Below are 20,243 nucleotides of genomic sequence, written 5' to 3' on the forward strand. Positions count from 1 at the left end.
CGTGTCCTTGTGGCAGATCAGTAGCGCCAGGCCAGGCTGAAGCCGAATGTGGTGTAGTCGGTGGGGAAATGGGCGGGCTTGTGCAGTGCCGAACCGACGAAGCCATCCCAGGAAAGCTGCTGCCAGCCGCCGCGCAGGCCCAGCGCCATGCCCGCCAGGTCACGGCCGGACTGCCACTGCGCGGATGGGCCGCCGATGCGGCCGTAGTCGGCGGCGACGTAGAACTCCTGGCCACCGCCGATGCCCAGCGAAAGATCGTTGCGCAGCGACCAGCCGCGCTCACCGCTGAGCGAGCTTTCACCATCGAAACCGCGCACGGTATAGCGGCCGCCGATGGCGAAGCGGTCCTGTGGCGAGAGCGGCGTGCGGTTCCACTGCGCCCGCCATGCGGCGGTGTAGCGAAGGCGCTGCCTGCCCAGCTGGAACGGCACGCTGAACTGCGCGTCGGCGGTGATCAGCTTCATCCGCGAGGTCCCTTCCAGCGGCAGCGTCGGATCCCACTGCTGCGCCATCTCTTCTGGCGAGCGCAAGGCGTGGAAGGCCCCCGTGCCACGCCGGTAGACCACGCTGGCATCGAGCGTGGCGTTGCCGATGAACTGCTTGTGGGTCAGGCCCAGTTCCCAGCCCGCGGTGCGGCGACGCTGTACTTCGATCTCGGTATCGTCGATGTAGTTCTTCGACTCTCGCTGCCAGCCGCGCGCGTAGGCGCTGAACTTGACCTTGGCATTGCGCAGCAACAGCCGGTCTACCCGCGCTTCGGCGTTTTGGCTGCGGCCGCTGTAGTCATAGCTTTCAAAGGCACCAACCACGTTCTGGCTGTAGTCGTAAGCGCTGGCGGTGGCACCGAACAGCCAATACCCGTAGGGCACGTCGTAGTGCGCGGTCCAGCTGTCGGTGTCCTTGCCGCGGCCATTGAACACGCCACGGCCGGCGCTGATGTAGAACAGCTCGTTCAGGCCCAGCGGATTGTCCAATGACAGCGTGGCATTGGCCTGCAGCTTGCCGGTGCCACGGCTGCCGGCATCGTCCAGGGTGACGCTGGCGCGTACCGGTGAACGCTGCGTCCAGTCGATCTGCAGGTCGCTCTGGCCCGGCGCGGCGCCCTCGCCGTCGGCCGGCGCGATCTTGATGTCGGCGCTCACGGTGGGCACGCGCTGCAGGTTCTCCAGCCCCTGCTCGATGTCGCGCAGGTTGAGCAGGCCGCCGCTGCGGATCGGCAGTGCATTGGCAAGGGCCGGATGCCGTCCCTGCGGGTCGGAGAACACGGCCTCGCGGAACCGGCCTGGCACCACCGACAACGTCAGCGTGCCCTGGTTGAGGTCCTGCGGTGCCGACAGCACCCGCGTGGTGACATAGCCGCGGGCGATGATCGCGTTCTGCACGCGCTTCATCACCACGTTGATGCCTTCGGTCCCCAGGCAACGGCCTGTGGCCGGATCGTCGACCGGGTCGGCAGCCGCCAGTGCCCAGCCGAAGCGCTGGCTGTCCTCGCCTTCCAACACGATGCGATCGATGCGCACGCAGGGGTGCTCCTGCGCCGGCAGTCGGTCGCCCTCCTTCTGCGCGTTCCGCTCCAGGCGGACGTCGGGGCGTTGTTCCTGCTGCTCGCGCAGCACGCGTTCGCGTTCCTGTTGCCTCAGCAGTTCCTGCGCGGCTGGATCACCGGCCTGCTGGGCGGCAACACCGAAGGTCATGCCAAGCAACACCACCCACCCACCACCACGGCACGCCTGTCGTGCCTGCTTCTTCCCTGACCGCACAGTGTTTTCCTGATATTGATGCAGGCCGTCAGGCGCTCTGTCCGGAAAAGGACAAGGCATCGACGTGCCGGCTTGATTCGGGTCTGCCGACGCACAGGCGACAGCACGCCGCTACGCGAAGCGCAGAAAGGCGCAAAGGGTATCGGCCGCCTCAGGAACTTCTATAGGAAAGATTGCAAATTCAGTCGACTGCGGGGCAACACACCGCAAATGCCCAGGACGCTGCGCGTTCGGGCCATGGCGCGAACCCTGGTCCTACAGCACGCCAGCTTCCGCCTGCTGACGCTACAGTCGCCGCATGACCATCGTCCTACAGATTGAAGGCGCCGCCATCAATGACATCCCCAGCCTGTACGCGGAGATCAATCGCGTGTTCATGGCCGGCGGGAACTGGCAGCTCGGGCCAAGCCTGGACGCCCTGGATGACCTGCTGCATGGCGGCTATGGGGTGTTGGCCGGCCACGACCGGGCCACGGTGATCTGGGGTGATATCGAGCACAGCCGCGCCGCACTGGGACGAACTACCACATGTCAGTGGCTGCAGTCCAAGCTGGAAGCCCCGGGCACGTTCAATACGCGGACCATTGCGCTCCAGCTGGACGCCCTGCAACGAGGCCAGGGCCAGACCTACTTCGAGATCGTAATGGAGATCTTCGCAAGCCACCGGCAGATCACCCTGGTTCCGGCCTGACTGTGTGCCCCGCACGGGCAATGCCCACCAACCGCAGCGGCGCCCACCGGCCCCAGCAGTTACCATGGACGGCCCTGTACCCGCTCCGCTGCCGCTGCCCTCCGGCGCGGCCGGACGCCCTGATCCACGAGTCCCATGTCCAAAGACAAGTCCGCCGAACATACCCCGCTGATGAAGCATCAGGGGCGTATGTATTCCATCTATATGTTTTTGTGAGCCTTTTCCGAGAACTTATCCATTGAGGGCCACCATCGCTACACCACCACTACATAGCCCTTGAACCGTGGCCCGGCTTATAGCCTTCATCCTGGAGTCATCCCCCGACCTCCTAAGGACATCAAATGGCGGTCGCTAGACGCGCTGGGGGGACTGAACCCTTTCAACACTGAGGAGCCGCATGGGCTGATCGACATCATGACAGCGGCGCCGCCGCGGTTGGGCCCCTGAACCGCCTTGACTTTCAACATCGCCCGCCCCTCGCTCTTCATGGCCGAGAAGCGATGCACGCGCTTTTCCCAGTGACCGAACTTCCGATCTCTTTCGGTGCGACTCCAATGACCGAGACTACGGTGGCTTTGGTTAGAATCCGATCCGATGGGCCGATTCTAGATAGAGCCCTGACGCTAAGAGAGAGACGGGTTAGGCAACATACAGGGGATAACATGGATTTCAGCGTTCCACGGAACCGGCCATTGGCCGAGCTTCTTTCTCAAGCCTGCAGTGAAGATCTGGACGTTCTGGCTGACTTGATCACCGACAACGGCAAGGGGCGGCTCGCGCTCAACTCTGGCATCAAGGCGCTCATCGTTAAGAGAAAGGCCGACGGGGCCCTTCAGTCGATTGCTGATGTCCTGGAAAAGGAGATCTGCGACTTCGGCGGCAACACCCTGATGAACACCTACCGGTCCTACGGGGTTGAATACTCGGAGCTAGTTAAAGACGTTGCTAAAAAGCTGGGTAGCAAGATCCCAGAGGGCGCCGACGTCTATGCTCTCGAAGAGTTGGCCCTTGCGGGAGCCATCGGGAAATACTCGCCCGACGATGTAACTCCAGAGGGCGCTCGCGAGACCACGCCGAACTCGGTCATCGACAAGGTGGTGCAACAGCTAGTCCAGAACGCAGGGAGGGCAACAGGCTTGGCCTCCGCTGGTGGAGTAGCAGGCTTTGCATCCGCTTTGGGCGCTCGTGCGGCATCGCTTGTCGCAGGCCCTGTCGCTGTTGGGGCCGCGGGATACTCGCTCTACGAAGCGACAGGCCCAGCATTCCGCATTACAGTGCCAGCTGTTCTCCAGATCGCCAAAATTCGTCGCAAGCGCATTGACGCCGATTTCCAACACTATTCCGAGAGGCTGAAAGCATGTCTGTGACCAATGCGGAGCTGGCGCGTGGTCTGCCCAAGCTCCAAGATATCCTTGCGCGTATCGCCTCTAAGGAGCTGAACGTTTTTGGTGGCGTGGTGCGATACGCCGCGGGAACTGGCAAGGGGGGCCAGATCGCCGCGCACCTTGTATTCCCGAGCGACCCGCAGCAGGCCCAGCAGAGCATTTCCCAGCTGCAGGCCGCCATGCAACAAAGCATGGGCAACCTTCAGGGCGGCATTGATGTCCTCCAACAGAGCATGGGCTCACTTCAGGCCCTGCAGATGGCAAACCTCGCCATGGCTGGCTTGAATCTGGCGGTCACAACCGCAGGCTTCGTCATTGTTTGTAGAAAGCTCAACAAGATCAGTGGCCAAATCGAGTCCCAGTCCGCTGGCATAGCCCAGACACTTCAGCTGGTGAGCGAGGCCCACGAGCGTAGCTTGCTGATGGATGAGGCGAGGTTCCGCGGCCTGGTCCTGGCTTGCCAACAGCACTTTGAGGAAGGCGACACGGAGCTCCTCAAGCACAAGATCCAAGATTTCCACGAGCAATACCAGTTCACCAAGCTGGTGTTGCAGCGCCACGCAGTTAAGGCAGCAAGCAACAACGAAGCTCGCTTGATTGATATCCAGGTTCTCCAAGACCGCCTAGTGAACCTTGGCCTGTTCCTCTCCCATATCCAGACCAAGGTGGGAGCCCGCGAGCGCGGGCAAGAAACCCTTCGGAACCTTGCGCAGGATCTGGAGGAACTCAACGGGAGCCGCGTGCAGGCCTTGACCTCGGATCGCCAGTTCGCTTTCAGCATCACCGAAGATCAGCTGAGCAAGGTGACTTCTTTCATCCAACAGGGGCAGCAAGCCATCCCTGCCCTTACCTACCAGGCCGACCTTCTCGCCCTCGAACACTTCGATGTCGACGCTGTGAACGAAGCGGCGACGACAGGAGAGATCGTGGTGATTGCGGCGTAGTCACCTGGATTGACTTTTATTTGATGCGTGCTATTAACTAAATGAGGCATGCTTTCTTACCTCCCCATGCCTCATTAAGCCCCCGCCCCCGGATGACTCGGGGGCTTTTTATTTTTTTCGCCTTGCGCTTTCCATACAATCCACTATCCCTGAAAGCATCCAACGATCTTTCTGGGAGGAAAGCATGCAGTCCCGATTTACCATCACCGCCATCCTGGCTTGCCTGGCCTTGGCCGGGTGTTCGACCGTTCAACCCAAACCCAAGCCCAGCACCCCTTGGATCTACCAAACCCCTAAGCCGCACGGCGCCATTTACCGGTTCTTCCATCCGAAAAGTGAAAGGATGTGGAAAGGGGTTTCCCCAGCGCTGCGGGAAAAGGTTGAAGCCGTCCAAGCTCAACTCGCAGCAGAGGGCTACGACGTCCGCCCGGTCGAGGGCTACCGTTCGCCAGAGCGGCAAGCTGCGCTACTCGCTTCAGCTTCTAATGTCACGACGGTTGGTGCCTACAGTAGTTGCCACAACTTCGGCCTCGCATTGGATGCCGCCGTTTTCGTCAATGGCGAGCCGAGCTGGAACCTGGACGATGCCTATGTAATGGCCGGCTATCAACGCTTTGGCGAGCTGGCGGAGATCGTGGGGCTGAACTGGGGCGGCCGGTGGACCAACCCGAAAGACTATCCCCACGTCGAACTGAAAGCCGAGTGCGGCCAGGCCAAGTGGGCCTACCGGCAGGGACGCAAGCCGGGCGCGTTTCCTCCAGTGACCGGGACACCCTCTTCTGAAGTGCTGGCCCGGGCGCTGGCTCCGGCCTGGTGTCCTGCTGGCATGGAAACGGAGTGTCTGGCGTGGGGCAATGAAAACCGGATGGCCTGGAACTGGACGCTCCCGCGTCGGGTTTGTTTTGCGACCTTTCCTAACACATTGAAAAAGATCGGATGATCGCCTTGCGGAAATGAAATCGCCTGCTATGGATGAAGTATCAATCCATACTCGGAGGGTTTTCATGGCTTCGCTTCGCATTTCGATTTTGACGGCTTTGATGGGGGCCGCGTTGTTTTCCTCACCATCGTTTGCTCAAACCGCCACGGGGACCGGGGCCACGGCTTCGGACCCCAACTCGACGGCGACCGGGGAATACGCCCAAGCCTTAGCCCCGAATGCCACTGCAACGGGGGCCTATGCCAATGCCTCCGGGAACGGGGCCGTCGCCACCGGTGTTCAAGCCAACGCCTCCGCAGACAACGCAGTGGCGTCGGGCACGAATGCCCAAGCGTCCGGCGCGAACTCCATTGCGATGGGCCAAGCCGCGAATGCCACGGCGGTGAACGCCGTTGCGGTAGGCACGCTGAGCTACGCCGGGGGCGAAGCGGCCATGGCCCTAGGAGCGCAATCCGCGGCTACCGGCGTCCATTCCTTGGCGGCTGGTGTCCAGTCACAAGCCAGCGGGGACCTCTCGTTGTCGCTGGGCTACTTCAGCCGGTCGCGAGGCAACTCGTCGTTGGCTCAGGGCACCTTGGCAGAAGCCAACGCGGATCATGCAGTCGCCATTGGCTCCTCCACGGTCGCCGACGCGCGCCAGTCTGTCGCACTGGGCGCCGGGGCAGAAGCACGAGCGCAAGATTGCGTCGCCCTGGGCTCCCATAGCCGATGCTGGGCCAGCGACGAAGTCAGCGTGGGATCCACTTCTGAGGACGGAGGCCAGAGCACCCGCCGAATCACCAACGTCCGCGCCGGCACCTCGGACACCGACGTCGCAAACCTTGGACAGGTCCGTCAGGCGGCCCAAGCGCTGGGCGGCGGTGCCACGTTCGTCAACGGCAACTTTGTCGCGCCCATCTTTCAGTTCCGTAGTGGAGCCACCTACAACACTGTCGAGGCCGCTATGGATGATCTTGATGGTCGCTTGACTGTCCAAGAGCAGAATCCAGGCGGTGGCTCGGGCACGCCAGGCCCGCGTGGCGCAGATGGGTTGAGCGCTTACGAGGTGGCGTTGGCCAACGGCTTCCAAGGCAATGAACAAGTTTGGCTGGCAAGCCTGAAAGGGGAGCCAGGGGAACAAGGGCCTGCCGGCAACGATGGGGTGGATGGAACCGCCGGCAACGGCACGGGCTCGACTGTAAAGGCGGGCAAGAACATCGAAGTCACCGAGAGCGCGGATGGCACCCAAACCGTGGCGGTCAGCGACAACGTTCAACTGTCTGACGCGGGCTCGGTCCAGGTCGGCCAGACCACGGTCAACGCCCACGGCGTGACGGTTCAGGGCGGCGCTTCGGTGACCACTTCGGGCGTCAACGCGGGCAATCAGCGCGTGACCAGCGTGGCTCCGGGGCGCATCGAACGCGGGTCCACGGATGCTGTGAACGGTGGGCAGGTCTACGAAATGCAGCAGGTGTGGGATGACCGCTGGGTCGATACGGACCGCCGCCTGCGGCACCAGGATCGCCGCATCAACGGCTTGGGCGCGCAACTCGGCGCGATGAGCCAGATGGCCACCGCTGCGGCGCAGAACGGGGGCACGGCCGTTGGCCTGGTGAACCTGAACGTGGGCGTGGGATTCTCGGGAGGCAGTGCTGCAATGGCCGTGGGCTGGGGTGCTCGGGTGTCTGAAAAGGTCAGCGTCTCGGCGGGCCTGTCCTTCGGCTCTGGCAACAAGCCGGTAGCCGGGCTTGGGATCAGCATCAACCTGGGGCGTTAAACGATTGCGTGGTGGAAAACGGAGGTGATCGTATCTCGGCAAGGGCCCTTCGGGGCCTTTGTTCGTGGCGAGCCTTGACGAATCGGATCTTTCTTTTATGGGTATGTAGGTATACCCATCTTGGGAGGACCTTTGAACTGGAAACGCAATCAGAAATACCTGTCCCGCCCACGGCATCTCTACGGCTTGTTCTTTGACAACGGGTGCTGCTACGTGGGGCAGACCGTCGACTTAAACCAACGCGAGCAGCAGCACCGCAGCGCTCGTGGGGGCTGGCAGGGGCGCCGATTCTCGTTCGTGCCGCTGTCGAGCATGACGGGCACCCAGGCCAATGCGGAGGCTCACGAATACGCGTGGCGCTACAAGGCCTTTCAGCATGGCTGGCGAATCTATAGCAAGCCGCCGGGCCTCATCATCCGCAATCCGCGTCGCCGCACCACGGGGCACATGAAGTCATTGGCTGCGGGCTATACGTGGCCTGGTGCTGCGCCAACACCGGCTGGGGGTGGGAGCATGGGGAGCAGCGGGATTGGGTGGACGGTGTTCAAGTGGTGTTTCGTCTACCCCGGTGTCCTGCTGCTGGTGCTGCTGGCCTTTGGGATTGGTCGGTGAAGCGAGGGCTCAAATAGGAATCGCTCGTATCGCCTACAAACTGCCTAAAGAAATCTGTTGCGCGCCTACGGAACGTGTCCTAAATATGTTGCCCTCACAAACAACAGGGGCTTCAATGACACTGCAACACGGATGGCAGGCTTGCCGAAACTGCCACGCTTCCAACAGCGATTTGCGCGTTGAGGGGCCATGGCATCTACGCGCCAATCCAGGCTACTGGGGCACCAGCGAGCCCACGGTTCTTGTGCTGGGATTCTCCAAGGGCGCCACTCAGATTTCCGCCTCTCAGTCAGGCAACTTCGACGGGGTTGCCTTCGCCGGCATGCGCCCTCGCCTACGCCAGGTTCTGGATGCGCTGGGCATCGACCTGGGAACGGAGACAGTCGATCAAGCCCTCTCGGCGTCAAGCCGTTGGCTGGGTGCCGCGTCGCTGATTCGCTGCGGCCTCTCGCTGGACATCGACGGCAAGCTGACCACCAGCGGCACCATCATGCCCAAGGCGGCTTCGGCGACGTTCACCCGGCAGGTCATGCGCTCCTGTGTGGAGCAGCACTTGAGCCCGCTGCCTGCCAGCGTCGAAAAGGTGGTGATGCTGGGAACCACGGATGCCTACATCAAAGGGGTCAAGGCCCTGATGGCAGACCGGTTCTCCGACTACCGGAACATCAACGAGGTGGCATTCACTGCGCAGGGCCGGACCTGGGTCTTCGCTGCGCACCCGAGCCCCGCCAACGGTGAGTTCAAGCACTGGCTGGGCGGGGACATGGGATCCGCGTCAGGGCGAAAGCTGCAGCTGGCTCTTAAGGCCCTTGGCTCAGCCCCTGTGGTGCCATCTGCAATCGCACCGACCGTTGCCGTTACAAAGCCCCCACGCCCCACTGCATCAAGCACTCCAACCCAGGCCCCAGTCGCCAAGGACAGCATTCCGATGACCAGCACCACCAATGACCGCTTTGCCCAGACCTTCCACCTGGTCCGCGGAGATGGGAAGAAGGTCGTTCCTGTCATGATGAAGAACAAAGACACGGGACGCGTGGCTTTCCGCCTGGCAAAGCAAGGGAATACAAAGGATGGAACGGTTGAAGTCACTGACGAGGCAGACCTCCTTCGCAAGTGCGAAAGCGGCCTCTACCAAGTCAGGGCGCAACCTTTGGACAAGTCGTCACCTGCCAACTTTATCCGCCCGCTTCATAACCACCGAATCGTGAAGAACCGAGCTTGATACGGGAGCAGGGGCCCGGCGGAAGCCGACGCCCACCCGCCTTTCCTCTTTCAGACTGCGGCGGCGAGTAGCCGCCGGCTCTTGAAAAGAACGCGGCCAGAGGGCCGCGCCTGAAAAGCGTCTTGAGAGGGAAAAGCCATGGGCTGCGGCTTCCGCCGCAACCCTGCGTTACTCACCGATCCATGCCCTGGCGCACCCGCTCGCGCTGGACGGGCTGTGCGACCGGCAACACGGGCTTGGCCTTCTGTCCTCGTGCCAGCTCGAACACCTCCAGCAGTTGGCGGGCCTTGCGCTCGGATTCGCTCATCTTCGCCACGGCCAGCTTCGCTTGCTTCTGCTCCTGGTGCTCCTTCAGCAGGGCATCCAACTTGACCTCCGCGCCGCTGCGCTGCTGCCCCGGGCGGTTGGATGCCTTCTGCTCTACTTCCCCGACCTGCTTTTTCAGCAAGTCGTCCAACGTCACCTTGGCCCCGCTGCGCTGCGCGGCTTTGGTGTCCTTGACCAAGCCAGCGTCCAGCACGGTCTCCTTCAAGCGCTCCAACCCGAGCCGCTCGTTCAACCGCTCCACGTCATCGGACGTCGCATACATGCGGTAGGAACCCTTCGTGAGACGGGTAAAGGCCACCAGGGCGCTGTGGGCGTCGAGCATGCCCAGGTTCGCCAGGTGGTAGACCTCCCGCTTGCCCTGGCCTTGGCTCTTATGCACTGTCCCTGCGTAGGAATGCTGAAAACTCTTCATCTCAAAACTGTTGAACGTCAGCCGCCGCCCGTCGCCCTTGGTCTCCGAGCGAATGGACACGCTGATGTCGTAGCCGCCCGCCCTTGAGGGCTTGATGTTGTCCACCACGGCCTGGGTGCCATTGATGACCCCCAGATCCTTGTTCTTCGCGGTGAAGACGATCTGATCGCCCTTGGACAACGCCAGGTCGAACTTGCGCCCCTTGTCCCGGGCCTCGATCACCACTTCGTCCTGGCCCAGCTCTCCCCGTTCTTTCAACCCAGCCCGGATGCCGGCGTTGAGCGCGGCCACGTCGGCTCGGGTATGGGCGATTACCAGCTTCTCGCTCATCGGCGCCGGGTCTTCGAAGTATTCGTGTAGCAGCCGCTCGCGAGCTTCCTTCTCCGTGGCCGTTTCGCGGATGGTGTCGAGCAACCGGGCCTTTATTTCGTTGCCCTTGTCGAGGGTCTGCGACCGTGAACGGCTGGCCTTCTTCAAGTCGATGACCTGGCCGTGCTCGTCGGTGGCGTAGAACGACAGAGCGGTGTCTCGGTCTCCCTGTTTGCCCTGGCGTCGGATCTCCGTGAGTTTGGCGTCGCCCACCGCTTGCTTGGTCAACTGAAAGCCGGAACCAGCCCCGATGGGCTGAAGCTGCTCCACGTCCCCCTGCATGATGACCTTCGCCCCCGCCTTGGCGGCGTAGCTGAAAAGCTTGTGGGTGTTGCGCGCATCGACCATGCCTGCCTCATCCACCACGATGACGTCCGTCTTGCGGAACTGCATCTTTCCTTTGTCCAGGTCATGGAGCATCTGCGCCATGCTCACGCTGGACATGCCGCTTTCCGCCTCCAGCTTCTCGGCCGCGGCGTTGGAAACGCAGACGCCCAGCAGCTCAAATCCTTGGCTTTCGTAAGCTGCCCGAAAACACTCACTGATCGTCGTTTTACCGGTTCCGGCGAGCCCGGAAAGGTTGACCACGCCCCCGCTGCCCTGGGTGATGTGGTCCAGCGCGTGGCGCTGCTCCTTTGAGAGCTGAAAGCCCTTGGCCTTCTCGTAGTCTTCCACCACCCGGTCCACGTCGGCCTGGGGCACGTGGTGATGGGTTTCCTTGGCTCGCTCAATCGCGAAGGCCACCACCTCCTGCTCGATCTGGAGCATCCACGTGGCGCAGTAGCGCTCCTGGGTATGCCGCCTTGCCAGCGAATCGCCCTTGTCGTCGTCGTGCAGGCGCGTGGGGTTGACCAGCACCAGGCCGTGCTCCTTCTTAAACGCTTCAACCAAGCTGTAGAGCTCTGCCACGGTGACGCTGCCGGCGTATTCTTGGCCCAGGACCTCCAAGAGGTTGTGGTCGCAGAAAATGGCGTCCGTCTCGTGGAGCCGCTCCAGCAGTTCTGCCGGGGATTTTTGCTGCATTTCGTGCGCGTTGCCCTTGGCCTGCTTCAGGCTTTCCGTGGATACGTCGAAGCCTTTCAGCGTGTCCTGCCAGTGTGCGATGAGCTCCTGGTAAGGCGGCTCGTCCTTGTCTTTGCGCGTGGCCAACGTGGCCTGCTGATTAGACACGTTGTGCTTGGCCGCGTAGGCCAGGATTTCCTTGCGGCGGTTGCCGTAGCGATCCGTCACCTCCTCGTCCAGGCCCGCGATCCGCGCGTAGACGCGCCCGGTTTCCTGGCCGTCGTCGTCCAGTTCACGGATGCGGTCTACCCCATAGCCCAGCGCTTTCATGCCTTGATAGAGCTCGGTCTTGTAGACCTCATCCATCGCTTTGCGGTAGCGGTAGATTTCTTCAGCAGAGAGGCTGGCCTCTTCGCCGTCGTTGCCCAAGGAAAGGTTGTAGAGCAGGTTGTGGGTGTGGAGGTTCGGGCCCATCTCGCCGGTCGCCTCATTGGCTCGGGAGGCGTAGTGGTGATGGCTGCTCCAGATCAACCCATCCACCCCAATGACATCTTTCCCGGCCCTGTTGCGCCGGGTTTCGGACATGGCTTCAAAGGCTTCCATCGCCCGCTGGACCGCGTTGCGGTGCGCGGCATGGATGGCTTCTTGTTCTGCCGGATCGGACGCCAGTGCAAACGCCACGCTGATATCCAGCGGCGCGCTGATTGTCAGGTCAAAACCGATGCGATGCCCGCCGGCAAGATACGTGACCACCTTGCCGTCTTTGTCGCGCAACGGGGCCTTGCCGGTCTTATCAAAGCGGACTTTGACTTGGCCGCGATCCCCGGCTCCGTGGCATAGCGCTCGCCCGGTCTTGGGGTCAAATCCATCCGTCAGCGGAATCATCAGCTCTTCCGTGGCGCGGACGCCTGCCAGACCCAGGTGCTGGGCCAAGCCGCCGTAGAACTTCGATTGCGCCTCTTTGCTCGGCGCGGAGCGGCTGTAGTAGCCAACGGCCATGCTTGCCTGCTCGGCTTCTTCAGAGAGCTTTTCCTGGGCCAAGAGGTAGTAAATCGACGCGGAACCACCCTTGGTCCCCCCGGCGTTTCGCTTCAGCAGTGTGGCGTTGATCATGAGTCCTCCAGGTCCTGGTTATCCCTCCAGATCTACCAAAACCCAGCGACTCCACAACCCCACTACTTGCGGAAGATGGCTTCCAGCTCGTCGTCAGAAACGGCGCGAAGTTTCGGCGGAGTGGCACCCCGCTTCTCCAGCTCTGCGGCGGCTTGGTCTGCGGTCATCTTCAAGACCCGCTGGACCTCGGCTGCGCTCTGCGCGTCGCTCGGTGGCATGGGCTTTTGCTCCACCGGGCGAGCGCCCTGCTTCGTCCACCGTGCCCGCTTCTGCCCCTCCCGAACCTTCGGATAACTGACCCCCGGCCAGTCCAACAAGAGCGGATCCCCGGTCGTCTGGACGATGGCTCGGATGCCCCAGCGCTCGGGGCCGTATGCCTTCCCTTTGCGGAAGCCCAGATCGTCCGTGAGGCGCCCTGGCGGAACAACGGCTTTCGACTCCTCGTGGACGGTTGCTTTTTCGTCGTGGGTCCGCCAAGCCACGGTGCGCTTGCCCAGGTTCCGGGAGACTTTTTCCCGGGTCTCGCCAACTTGGAGCTGGCAAATAATGTGTGTGCCAACCAACCCTGAAAAGGCTTGCGCGGTCTTGTCCCCATAGATCCTCTCGACCTGTGACCAATCCTGCACGGCCATGCAGGCCACCACGCCTTTTGAGCGTCCCAAGGCAAGCAACGGCTCGATGTTGAGCTTGCCGGTGGAGGTAAGCTCATCGAAGAAGAACCCCAGGAATCGCCCGGTTTCGTCATCTGGCAGCGAGGGGCCGATGATTTCCGGCACCGCGCAGTTGATCATGGCGGAGATGTAGGCCTTGGTTAGCACCTCATCAGGACCTGATTGAACAATGACCTGCTTGCATCCCGTGTAGTCGTCCTTGATCCAGTCCAGCATGGAGAACATCTGCCCGGGCGTGCGCTCGGGCCATGCCAAGGCTAGGCGCTCAATAACCGCGGTGCCGTTGGCGAGCACGGCGATGCAGCTGCTGGTGGTGTTCGAATCGGGATTGGAAATGAGAGCGGCGGCTCGGGGGTAGTAGAGCGACAGTGCTTTAGCCATCAGTTCAGCGGGGCGGGCAACCAACGCGGCCAACTCTGCCCACCCCCAGTTCTTGCCCTTCGTGGCCTGGAGTTCGCGCACGCACCCTTCCAGCAAGGCTTGCGCCGCAGACGCCCAGAATGCGCCGCTGCCCTCCTCCGGGGGGATGATGGATTGGGAGAACGCGGCAGCCTGGGTTTGCGTCGCCACGTCACGGCCCACGTCCCAGATCCAGCTTCGCTTGTCGAACGGACAGACAATCGCTGGCCGTTCAAAGATCGAAGTGAAGTCGCCCTTGATGTCGTAGATGAATGCCTTTTTGTCGAGCCGAACAACCTGTTCCAGCAGGTGCTTCAAGATGACTGATTTTCCCGAGCCCACGCTTCCGTAGATGAAGAGGTGACGGGCCAGCAGCTTTTTGCTGACGGTCCAGTCGGGATGCAGCGACAAGGCATGCAGCTCGTCTTCCTGCTCTTTCTTCGTGAGCGAACGGCGACGGGCCTCAGTCAAGGCATCTTTCCCCTGTAGCAGTTGAGCGCCGGACACATGCCAAGTATTTGATCGCGGGATGAGCCCCCGCCGCGTCACCCAAGCCGACGCCCACCCGGCCAAGCAAGCGGCGACGCCGACCCGTGCCAACGTGCCAAACGTGGCCTGCTCCTTGGCCACCTCCCAGAATGCGGCGGCAGGCTCTCGGAATGAGATCGTGCCGGTGGCAAGGTTGCCCAGCGCTGCCAGGCTGCCAGTGAGGGCCTGGTTGAAGTTCATGAGCGTGTGACTGCTGGGCACCTGCCAGCCCAACCAAAGCGCTGCTGGGAAGACCAGACCAGCCACACACGCCCCAGACAGCAGGGCCTGGGGCCAATAGCGGACGGCCCGACTTGGTTCGATGCTCGACGGGACCGTCCAGCTCCAGCAGTCATAAATCGTGGACTTGCTCACGTGCCTTCTCCCGGTGAGCGTCGCCCGGCTTGCGGCCGGCGTTGTCGAGCCGCCCAGGGTCCGCGCCTGCAGCCATGAGCTCCAGGCAGCACTGCGCGCGTTTGTGCTGGGCCGCCACATGTAGGGGAGTTTCCCCGCGGGGGTTCCCCAAGGCGGGGTCCGCGCCGGCCTCAATCAACCGACGAACGATGCCGGGGTGGCCGTGGCGCGCGGCGAGGTGTAGCGGCGTCTCGCCGTTGGCGTCGGGCACATTGGGCTCGGCCTGCATGCGCAAACAGGCCTCCACCCCCTTCAGGTTCCCGATCGTGGCGTTCTCGCAAAGCCACGTCTGCCAAGGGGCTACGTATAGCCCCAAGTGCGGGGCATGCGCATGGGCTGCTGCCAGCACCTGGCTACCATGCATCGTGGTCAGCGCTCCTCCATAGGTTGCCTTGACGTGGTCCGCCGCCAACCGGGCTTGGGCATCGGGGACCTCAAACCGCCGGAGCAGTTGGGCGATGTCCAGAGGCGGCTGAGACGGCACCGGCAGTTCAGGCAGGGCTCGGAGGGCCTGGAGCTGCTTCGCTGCGGAACGGTTCGACTGGACCTGGTCGATGGATTCCCTCAGCTCTCTCAACAGCCCATCCCGCTGCTCGGCCGGGAGCACAGCGTAAGCGGAAGCCAGGGGTTTGTGGCCCAGCACGCCGGCATGGATGGCTGCGTCGAGCGGGTGAGCGGACAGGTCTGGATCGACCTGAAGCAACGCGGCGTGGCCGCCCTGCCCCAGCTCCAGGAAAATGCGGTTGGAGAAACGGCTGGGGGTCATCACCCAGTCAAAACCCGCGTCGGTCTGGGTGTCCACCCCGAAAACCTGGGCGTCTCGGCAAAACCGCGTGGCCAGGTCCAACACTTCCCGCGCATCGGCGCCCGCGGCGGCCTCGTGATGCTTCCCGTAGAACTGGGCCAGCGTCAGGGGGTGCAGAATGGGATGAAGCAACGGCTCGTGGGGACGATTCAAGAAATCGCCCCCACCTGGGTTGCCTACTGGGTTGTCGTGTTGGGGTTCCATCCCCTTTGCATACCGTCTTTTTCGGTTTTGGCAATCAGCAAGCGATCTTGAGGATGAAAGCCGCGCCAACCAAAACCCCGGTTTGTAGGAAAAGCGAAACGGTGTGCAGATCCATCTGCTCCAAATCCCCCCTCAACCAGGCCATCAAGCCAGCAACCCTGCCACGTTGGCGGCCACGTAGCTCACCACCGAAAACGAAAGCAAGGTGATCAGCAGGTTCCCCACGTTGTCCACGGCGAACTCGTAAGCATCGGCAAAAATATACATAAGGGCCCCCCCCGGTTGTGTTTGACTGATTACAGTCAAACACATCCCATAAAACTGGCAACCCTAAAAATCTCGATTGATCGACACTTTTGATGTTTAGTCAAACCTTTTTTTCTCTCTTCCCCAGATGATCAACCCCCACCCCGCTTCTTGCTTTGAGCCGCTTTTTCCGTTTGCTTTTATGGGTAGATCGATCCACTCACAAACAAGGGAACGTGCCCAACAAAAAGGGCCCCGAAGGGCCCTGGATGCGACACGGGGAATGGACCGTCATTGACGGTAGATGTTCTTCTGGACTTGGGCCTCGTGCTTGTCCCAGTCGAAGCCCGCCTCATAGCGCTTCATGAAGTCCGCTTCCTTCTTCGCGCTGGCGGCGTAGTGCGCGTAGCCCAACTTACCAGGCCCCATGGTTTGCTGCCGCTGGGCCGCAGTCAGCATGGGGATGTTTTCCCCCAAGGATTGCCCTCCGTCCTTCTGCTGGCGCTTCTGTCGCCATTCGTCCACGGTGCTGAACACCACTTGGGCGTGCTTGTCTTTGGGCGCGTCTTCAGCGCGCTGCTGCACCTGTGCGTGCAACCGCTCACGCGCGTCGGTGATCTCGTCGGGCTTGGCTTGCTTGGCCCAGTCCAACACGGCTTGTTGCTTCTCCTGGATATCGGCCTGGTCCTTCGCCAGCGACTGGTCGAAGGCTGCTTTCTTCTGCGGTTGGTGGTCGTTTGGACGCTCTCCGGCCAGCTTGGCTCGCCGTTTATCGCGAGCGCCCAGCAGGTCGTTCAAGGCATCGAGGTGGGCATTGCTCATAAAGTCCTCCTTCAAGGAAATGGGTGGTTAGGTCAGCATTGATCGATTTTGGGAAAGGGCAAGGGTTGCCTTGCCCTTTTTGGGCTCAGTCGTTGGGCATCATCTCGGCCAAGTCCGTGCGGCTCACGCCTGCCCGGCAGAGCGAGACAATCGCATTGCCGCGTGCAGCGGTCAGGGCCGGGTATTCCTCTTCCAGGAAGAGCGGCAGGACCTCCCGCTTGCCCCCTGTGGGCATGTCGATGTCCCGTGCCAGCTCCTCTTGGCCCACCGTGTCTTCAGCCCCGACGCGCCATTTGCGCCCCGTCGCCGGATCCACGCGAAGCGCGCTCAAGCGGCCTGCGCCCTGCATCAGCATTTGCTCGTAGGCCGCTGCGTAGGGGTGGTTCGGGTCGTTGAGAACGCTGTGGCGGAAGTTGGTCAAGCCACCCGAGAAATCGATGCCACGCGTCGGCTCCTTGAAGGTGGTCAACTGAGCCTTGCCCAGCCGCTTCATCAAGTAGTTGCGTGTGACAAACGAGTGGTTGAGCGCGATGACCGATTGCATGGTGTTGGCCAGCAAATCGGCTTCGTTCTCCGACCCGTAGGTGTTGATAAGGCTGTCGTGGCCCTGCACCGCGATCACCGGCATCAACCCCAGGCTTCGGGAGGTGCTGAAGAGCAGCACGTCGTCCGAAGTCAGCAGCAAATGCGCCTCGTCCATCATCAGCAGCACGTCGGTTTGGCCCGGCAGCATTTCGCGCCACTTGTCGCCGTGCGCCCCGCGTGCCCGAATGCCGTTCATGACACGCTGCTTGAGCAACCGCTGCATCATGTCGCCCGCTTCGCCGAACTGGGTGGGGGGCAGGAACAAGCCCACGAACTTCCCGTAAAGCGCCTGAGAGACGTCCACTTCCCCACGTTCGACGGAATGCCACGGGATGTCATCTGCCGTCCGGAGCTTTTCACCCCGAAGCAGTTTTTCGATGAGCCCCCGCGAGTTCAACGTGAAGGACTGGCGCTGCTCTTTATGCATTGCAGGAACGCCCAGCAATGCCCATTCCAGCGAGCTTTGCAGCTGGGACATGGGACGCAGCAAGTCGGGATGGACGGTCTCGGACCGGGTGGCCAAGCGGTTGTGGTAGTCCCGGGAGTAGGCGGCATAGGCCTCCCGCTCTTCGTCAGTGCTAGACGTATCCGGGCGCTCCAACCCCAACCAGTTCACCAACTCCAGCACGCGAGCGCTGGCAATCTCCCCGCCACGCGGCGTCGGCACCACCTGCTCAACCATCGCCAACAGCTTGGCATGGTGGAATGGGGTGTAGAACCAGTTCCGGGAAGCCTCCGCCACAATCGCGTAAGTGCCCATTTGCTCTTCCACGCGAGCCAGCGCCGCTTCCAGGTCTTCCAACCCCAAGCCACGCTTCTCCAACTCCTCCCGCTCCAGCAGCATCATCAACCGGGCGTGCTCCAACCCTTCCAGCTTGGCGATGCAGAAGTCTCGGTAGGCCTGCTCGTGCTCGCATGCGGCCTTCAGGATGATGCCGGTGTGGAAGAGGAAAGCGTCGCCGCCATCGCTCCAGAGCTTGGACTTCTCATCAACCTTGCCGCCGGTCGCGCCGCGAAGGGCCTTGGTGATTTGATCCGGCTCCAGGCCCTCGTAGGGGGCCACCGACATGCCTGCGCGCACGACGATATCAAACGCGTCCTTGCCCAGATCGGAGATGATCGCGCCGTCCTTCGCGTCGAGGATGAGTGCTCCACCCCCGCTGCGCTTCGCATCAAGAACGGTCTCGCCCGCGGCGCTCCCCTTCAGTTCATTCCGCAGTCCTACGGCTAATGCGGACTCGCGATAGCGACGGGCCAACGGCCGCAGCACGCTGAAGGACTTGCCCGAACCGATACGCCCGTAGACGATCAGGCCTTGGGTCAGGTCGCGCCAGGACAGCATCATCACCGTGCCCTTGTCCGGCGCAAAGCCATGGCCGCGGTCGTTCAGGTGACCAGACGCTCGACCCACCTTCAAAAGCGGGGTCTTGTCGCGCAACGCTTCGGCAGCCTGCTGCTCGCGGGCCTTCACGTGGGACTTGGACAGGGCACCCTGGGTCGCCAGGTTGTTGTCCAGGTTTTGCAGGTAGAGGCGAGCGGCCGTTTGAACGAAGTTGCCTTCCGTGAACTGCAAGGCATACATGGCCGCGATCACAAACGCCACGGCCACGCCCATCCCGTCCGGGAGAAGGGAGCCAATCCCAACAAGGGCCAAGATCACCACCATCCACTTCATCATCTGAATGAAGCGCTCGGCGGTCCCCCCCAGCACGCCCCGGTGGGGATGCGAGGCCGCACTCAGGAAGGCCGCAAACAACAGCAGGCCAGGAATGGTCAAGATCAGAAGAACGATGCCCGCCATTTTGGCAAAGCCCGCAGCGACCGCCATCATCCCCGCTCCCGTGTTCATCGGGTCAACCGCTGCTTGCCCCATGCTGGCCGCGTCCACGTGGAGCGCGGACGACAACGCCGCCGAAGCGGTTGCAATCAGCACGGGCAGCACCATCAGGGCCAGGCCCTTGAAGGCTTCCTTCATCCCTTCCGCTTGCTTCAACGCAACAAAGTAAGGAATGGCAGCCAGCAGCACCACGTAACTAAAAGCGCCAATGAGCGAGCCCAAGAAGTATTGAACCGCACCAATCAGCGGGAAGGCCAGATACATCAGCGAGGTTGCAGTGCTGTCGCCGCCCAGCGCCATGTCGTCCCCCAGCACGAAGCCTTCGGCACGACGTCCTTCCTTGGTGATGATCATGCGGGCCTGGGTGTTGCGCAGATCCTCCGGAACCTTCGGCCACCACGGATGGAACTGGTCCAGATCCAGTTCTTCGGGCACAACCAGTGCCATCTCTTTCTCGTCGAAAACCGCGCCCGCTTGGACCGCCATATCTACATCCTCTGGGGGAACGTCCAGCACGCGGCTCTTCACGCGGTCGCTCACGTCAAAGCGCCCGACCAAGTTTTCGTAGCGGTCATTGCCGTCCAGAATGATTTGCTCCAGCGTGCTCGACGCTTGATCGTCCTTCTTGAACAGCTTGCGGCCAATACCGACCGTCCAATCCATCAGCGATAGCAACATGCTCAGTGCCTCCCGTTGTTGTTGTTGTTGGTTTGAGATAGCGCCTGACACGCCACGATTTCCTGAGGCGTGATGGTGCCGCTCGTCCATTTCTTTTTGCACTCGTTCAACGACAACGAGGGCGCGAGTTGGATCGCCGCCGGCGAAGGGCGTGTTCCTTTCACTTTGTTGACGACCAATGCCCCAAAGCAAAGGGCCACGCACGCGGCCGAGGTGACAAGAAAGCCGGCTTTGGACACATGTTTTTCGCTGGCGTGCCGAACCTGGCTGGCGCGCAGGGCGTCCATCCTCCAGGCATCAAAGTCCTCATCGTTTGCCACCGGCATCTTCCGGTCCGCCCGCAGGTAGTAATACGAGGTCAGGACGTTCTCTCGGCAATCGGAGAGCCCAAATCTTTCTGGGTTACCAATGAAAAATCGCCCATGCAGGTTGAGCCACTTCGATCCGAAGTGGAGCTTTCCGGGCTTTCGATACTGCGTAAACAACCACCCAAACATTTTTCCTCCCATCTTTCATGGATA

15 protein-coding genes are annotated in these 20,243 nt (G+C 61.9%); 7 read left to right on the forward strand and 8 right to left on the reverse strand.

Annotation, left to right across the window (positions count from 1 at the left end; all coding sequences use genetic code 11):
- Positions 1-17 precede the first annotated feature (17 nt).
- Positions 18-1,694: a ShlB/FhaC/HecB family hemolysin secretion/activation protein gene (locus AC2A1N_RS12385; protein ID WP_484372387.1), complete on the reverse strand. Its 1,677-nt coding sequence runs from the start codon at positions 1,692-1,694 to the stop codon at positions 18-20.
- Between the two features lie 364 nt (positions 1,695-2,058).
- On the opposite strand from AC2A1N_RS12385, the gene AC2A1N_RS12390 reads away from it, so the two are divergent.
- The 7 genes from AC2A1N_RS12390 to AC2A1N_RS12420 all read left to right on the forward strand — a co-directional run bounded on the left by AC2A1N_RS12390 (position 2,059) and on the right by AC2A1N_RS12420 (position 9,310).
- Positions 2,059-2,451: a barstar family protein gene (locus AC2A1N_RS12390; protein WP_061479158.1), complete on the forward strand. Its 393-nt coding sequence runs from the start codon at positions 2,059-2,061 to the stop codon at positions 2,449-2,451.
- 662 nt (positions 2,452-3,113) lie between these two features.
- Positions 3,114-3,818, forward strand: a complete 705-nt coding sequence (locus AC2A1N_RS12395) for a YaaW family protein (RefSeq protein ID WP_141097974.1) — start codon at positions 3,114-3,116, stop codon at positions 3,816-3,818.
- Positions 3,809-4,780 (forward strand): hypothetical protein, encoded by a 972-nt coding sequence (locus AC2A1N_RS12400; protein WP_033834493.1) that lies wholly within the window; start codon positions 3,809-3,811, stop codon positions 4,778-4,780. The genes AC2A1N_RS12395 and AC2A1N_RS12400 overlap by 10 nt, the downstream gene beginning before the upstream one ends.
- A gap of 184 nt (positions 4,781-4,964) precedes the next feature.
- On the forward strand, positions 4,965-5,720 hold the full coding sequence (locus AC2A1N_RS12405) for a M15 family metallopeptidase (protein WP_050483500.1): 756 nt from the start codon (positions 4,965-4,967) through the stop codon (positions 5,718-5,720).
- 64 nt (positions 5,721-5,784) lie between these two features.
- On the forward strand, positions 5,785-7,476 hold the full coding sequence (locus AC2A1N_RS12410) for a YadA-like family protein (RefSeq protein ID WP_162272194.1): 1,692 nt from the start codon (positions 5,785-5,787) through the stop codon (positions 7,474-7,476).
- Between the two features lie 132 nt (positions 7,477-7,608).
- Positions 7,609-8,088, forward strand: coding sequence for a GIY-YIG nuclease family protein (locus tag AC2A1N_RS12415; RefSeq protein ID WP_141097975.1), 480 nt, complete (start codon positions 7,609-7,611; stop codon positions 8,086-8,088).
- Between the two features lie 115 nt (positions 8,089-8,203).
- Complete coding sequence (locus AC2A1N_RS12420) at positions 8,204-9,310, forward strand: hypothetical protein (RefSeq protein ID WP_141097976.1); 1,107 nt, start codon at positions 8,204-8,206, stop codon at positions 9,308-9,310.
- Positions 9,311-9,482: 172 nt separating this feature from the next.
- Here AC2A1N_RS12420 and mobF read toward each other — a convergent pair whose 3' ends face one another.
- The 7 genes from mobF to AC2A1N_RS12455 all read right to left on the reverse strand — a co-directional run bounded on the left by mobF (position 9,483) and on the right by AC2A1N_RS12455 (position 20,219).
- Positions 9,483-12,533 carry a MobF family relaxase gene (gene mobF, locus AC2A1N_RS12425; RefSeq protein WP_051383673.1) on the reverse strand — a complete coding sequence of 1,017 codons (3,051 nt, stop codon included), beginning with the start codon at positions 12,531-12,533 and terminating at the stop codon, positions 9,483-9,485.
- Positions 12,534-12,595: 62 nt separating this feature from the next.
- Positions 12,596-14,332, reverse strand: coding sequence for a type IV secretion system DNA-binding domain-containing protein (locus tag AC2A1N_RS12430; protein ID WP_229295684.1), 1,737 nt, complete (start codon positions 14,330-14,332; stop codon positions 12,596-12,598).
- 151 nt (positions 14,333-14,483) lie between these two features.
- Complete coding sequence (locus AC2A1N_RS12435) at positions 14,484-15,503, reverse strand: ankyrin repeat domain-containing protein (RefSeq protein ID WP_484372391.1); 1,020 nt, start codon at positions 15,501-15,503, stop codon at positions 14,484-14,486.
- Positions 15,504-15,698: 195 nt separating this feature from the next.
- Entirely contained in the window at positions 15,699-15,821 is a 123-nt protein-coding gene (locus tag AC2A1N_RS12440) for a hypothetical protein (RefSeq protein ID WP_255313069.1), read from the reverse strand.
- A gap of 270 nt (positions 15,822-16,091) precedes the next feature.
- Positions 16,092-16,622 carry a hypothetical protein gene (locus AC2A1N_RS12445; protein ID WP_049419277.1) on the reverse strand — a complete coding sequence of 177 codons (531 nt, stop codon included), beginning with the start codon at positions 16,620-16,622 and terminating at the stop codon, positions 16,092-16,094.
- A gap of 85 nt (positions 16,623-16,707) precedes the next feature.
- Entirely contained in the window at positions 16,708-19,722 is a 3,015-nt protein-coding gene (locus AC2A1N_RS12450) for a TraM recognition domain-containing protein (RefSeq protein WP_049419279.1), read from the reverse strand.
- 2 nt (positions 19,723-19,724) lie between these two features.
- Positions 19,725-20,219: a hypothetical protein gene (locus tag AC2A1N_RS12455; protein ID WP_064968313.1), complete on the reverse strand. Its 495-nt coding sequence runs from the start codon at positions 20,217-20,219 to the stop codon at positions 19,725-19,727.
- Positions 20,220-20,243 lie beyond the last annotated feature (24 nt).

It is taken from the genome of Stenotrophomonas maltophilia group sp. SKK55 (genome assembly GCF_057179845.1).

Excerpts from the sequence above, each read along its gene's own strand:
- AC2A1N_RS12385 (WP_484372387.1), bottom strand. The coding sequence starts at position 1,694 with ATGACCTTCGGTGTTGCCGCCCAGCAGGCCGGTGATCCAGCCGCGCAG.
- AC2A1N_RS12390 (WP_061479158.1), top strand. The coding sequence starts at position 2,059 with ATGACCATCGTCCTACAGATTGAAGGCGCCGCCATCAATGACATCCCC.
- AC2A1N_RS12395 (WP_141097974.1), top strand. The coding sequence starts at position 3,114 with ATGGATTTCAGCGTTCCACGGAACCGGCCATTGGCCGAGCTTCTTTCT.
- AC2A1N_RS12400 (WP_033834493.1), top strand. The coding sequence starts at position 3,809 with ATGTCTGTGACCAATGCGGAGCTGGCGCGTGGTCTGCCCAAGCTCCAA.
- AC2A1N_RS12405 (WP_050483500.1), top strand. The coding sequence starts at position 4,965 with ATGCAGTCCCGATTTACCATCACCGCCATCCTGGCTTGCCTGGCCTTG.
- AC2A1N_RS12410 (WP_162272194.1), top strand. The coding sequence starts at position 5,785 with ATGGCTTCGCTTCGCATTTCGATTTTGACGGCTTTGATGGGGGCCGCG.
- AC2A1N_RS12420 (WP_141097976.1), top strand. The coding sequence starts at position 8,204 with ATGACACTGCAACACGGATGGCAGGCTTGCCGAAACTGCCACGCTTCC.
- mobF (WP_051383673.1), bottom strand. The coding sequence starts at position 12,533 with ATGATCAACGCCACACTGCTGAAGCGAAACGCCGGGGGGACCAAGGGT.
- AC2A1N_RS12430 (WP_229295684.1), bottom strand. The coding sequence starts at position 14,332 with ATGAACTTCAACCAGGCCCTCACTGGCAGCCTGGCAGCGCTGGGCAAC.
- AC2A1N_RS12440 (WP_255313069.1), bottom strand. The coding sequence starts at position 15,821 with ATGTATATTTTTGCCGATGCTTACGAGTTCGCCGTGGACAACGTGGGG.
- AC2A1N_RS12445 (WP_049419277.1), bottom strand. The coding sequence starts at position 16,622 with ATGAGCAATGCCCACCTCGATGCCTTGAACGACCTGCTGGGCGCTCGC.
- AC2A1N_RS12450 (WP_049419279.1), bottom strand. The coding sequence starts at position 19,722 with ATGTTGCTATCGCTGATGGATTGGACGGTCGGTATTGGCCGCAAGCTG.
- AC2A1N_RS12455 (WP_064968313.1), bottom strand. The coding sequence starts at position 20,219 with ATGTTTGGGTGGTTGTTTACGCAGTATCGAAAGCCCGGAAAGCTCCAC.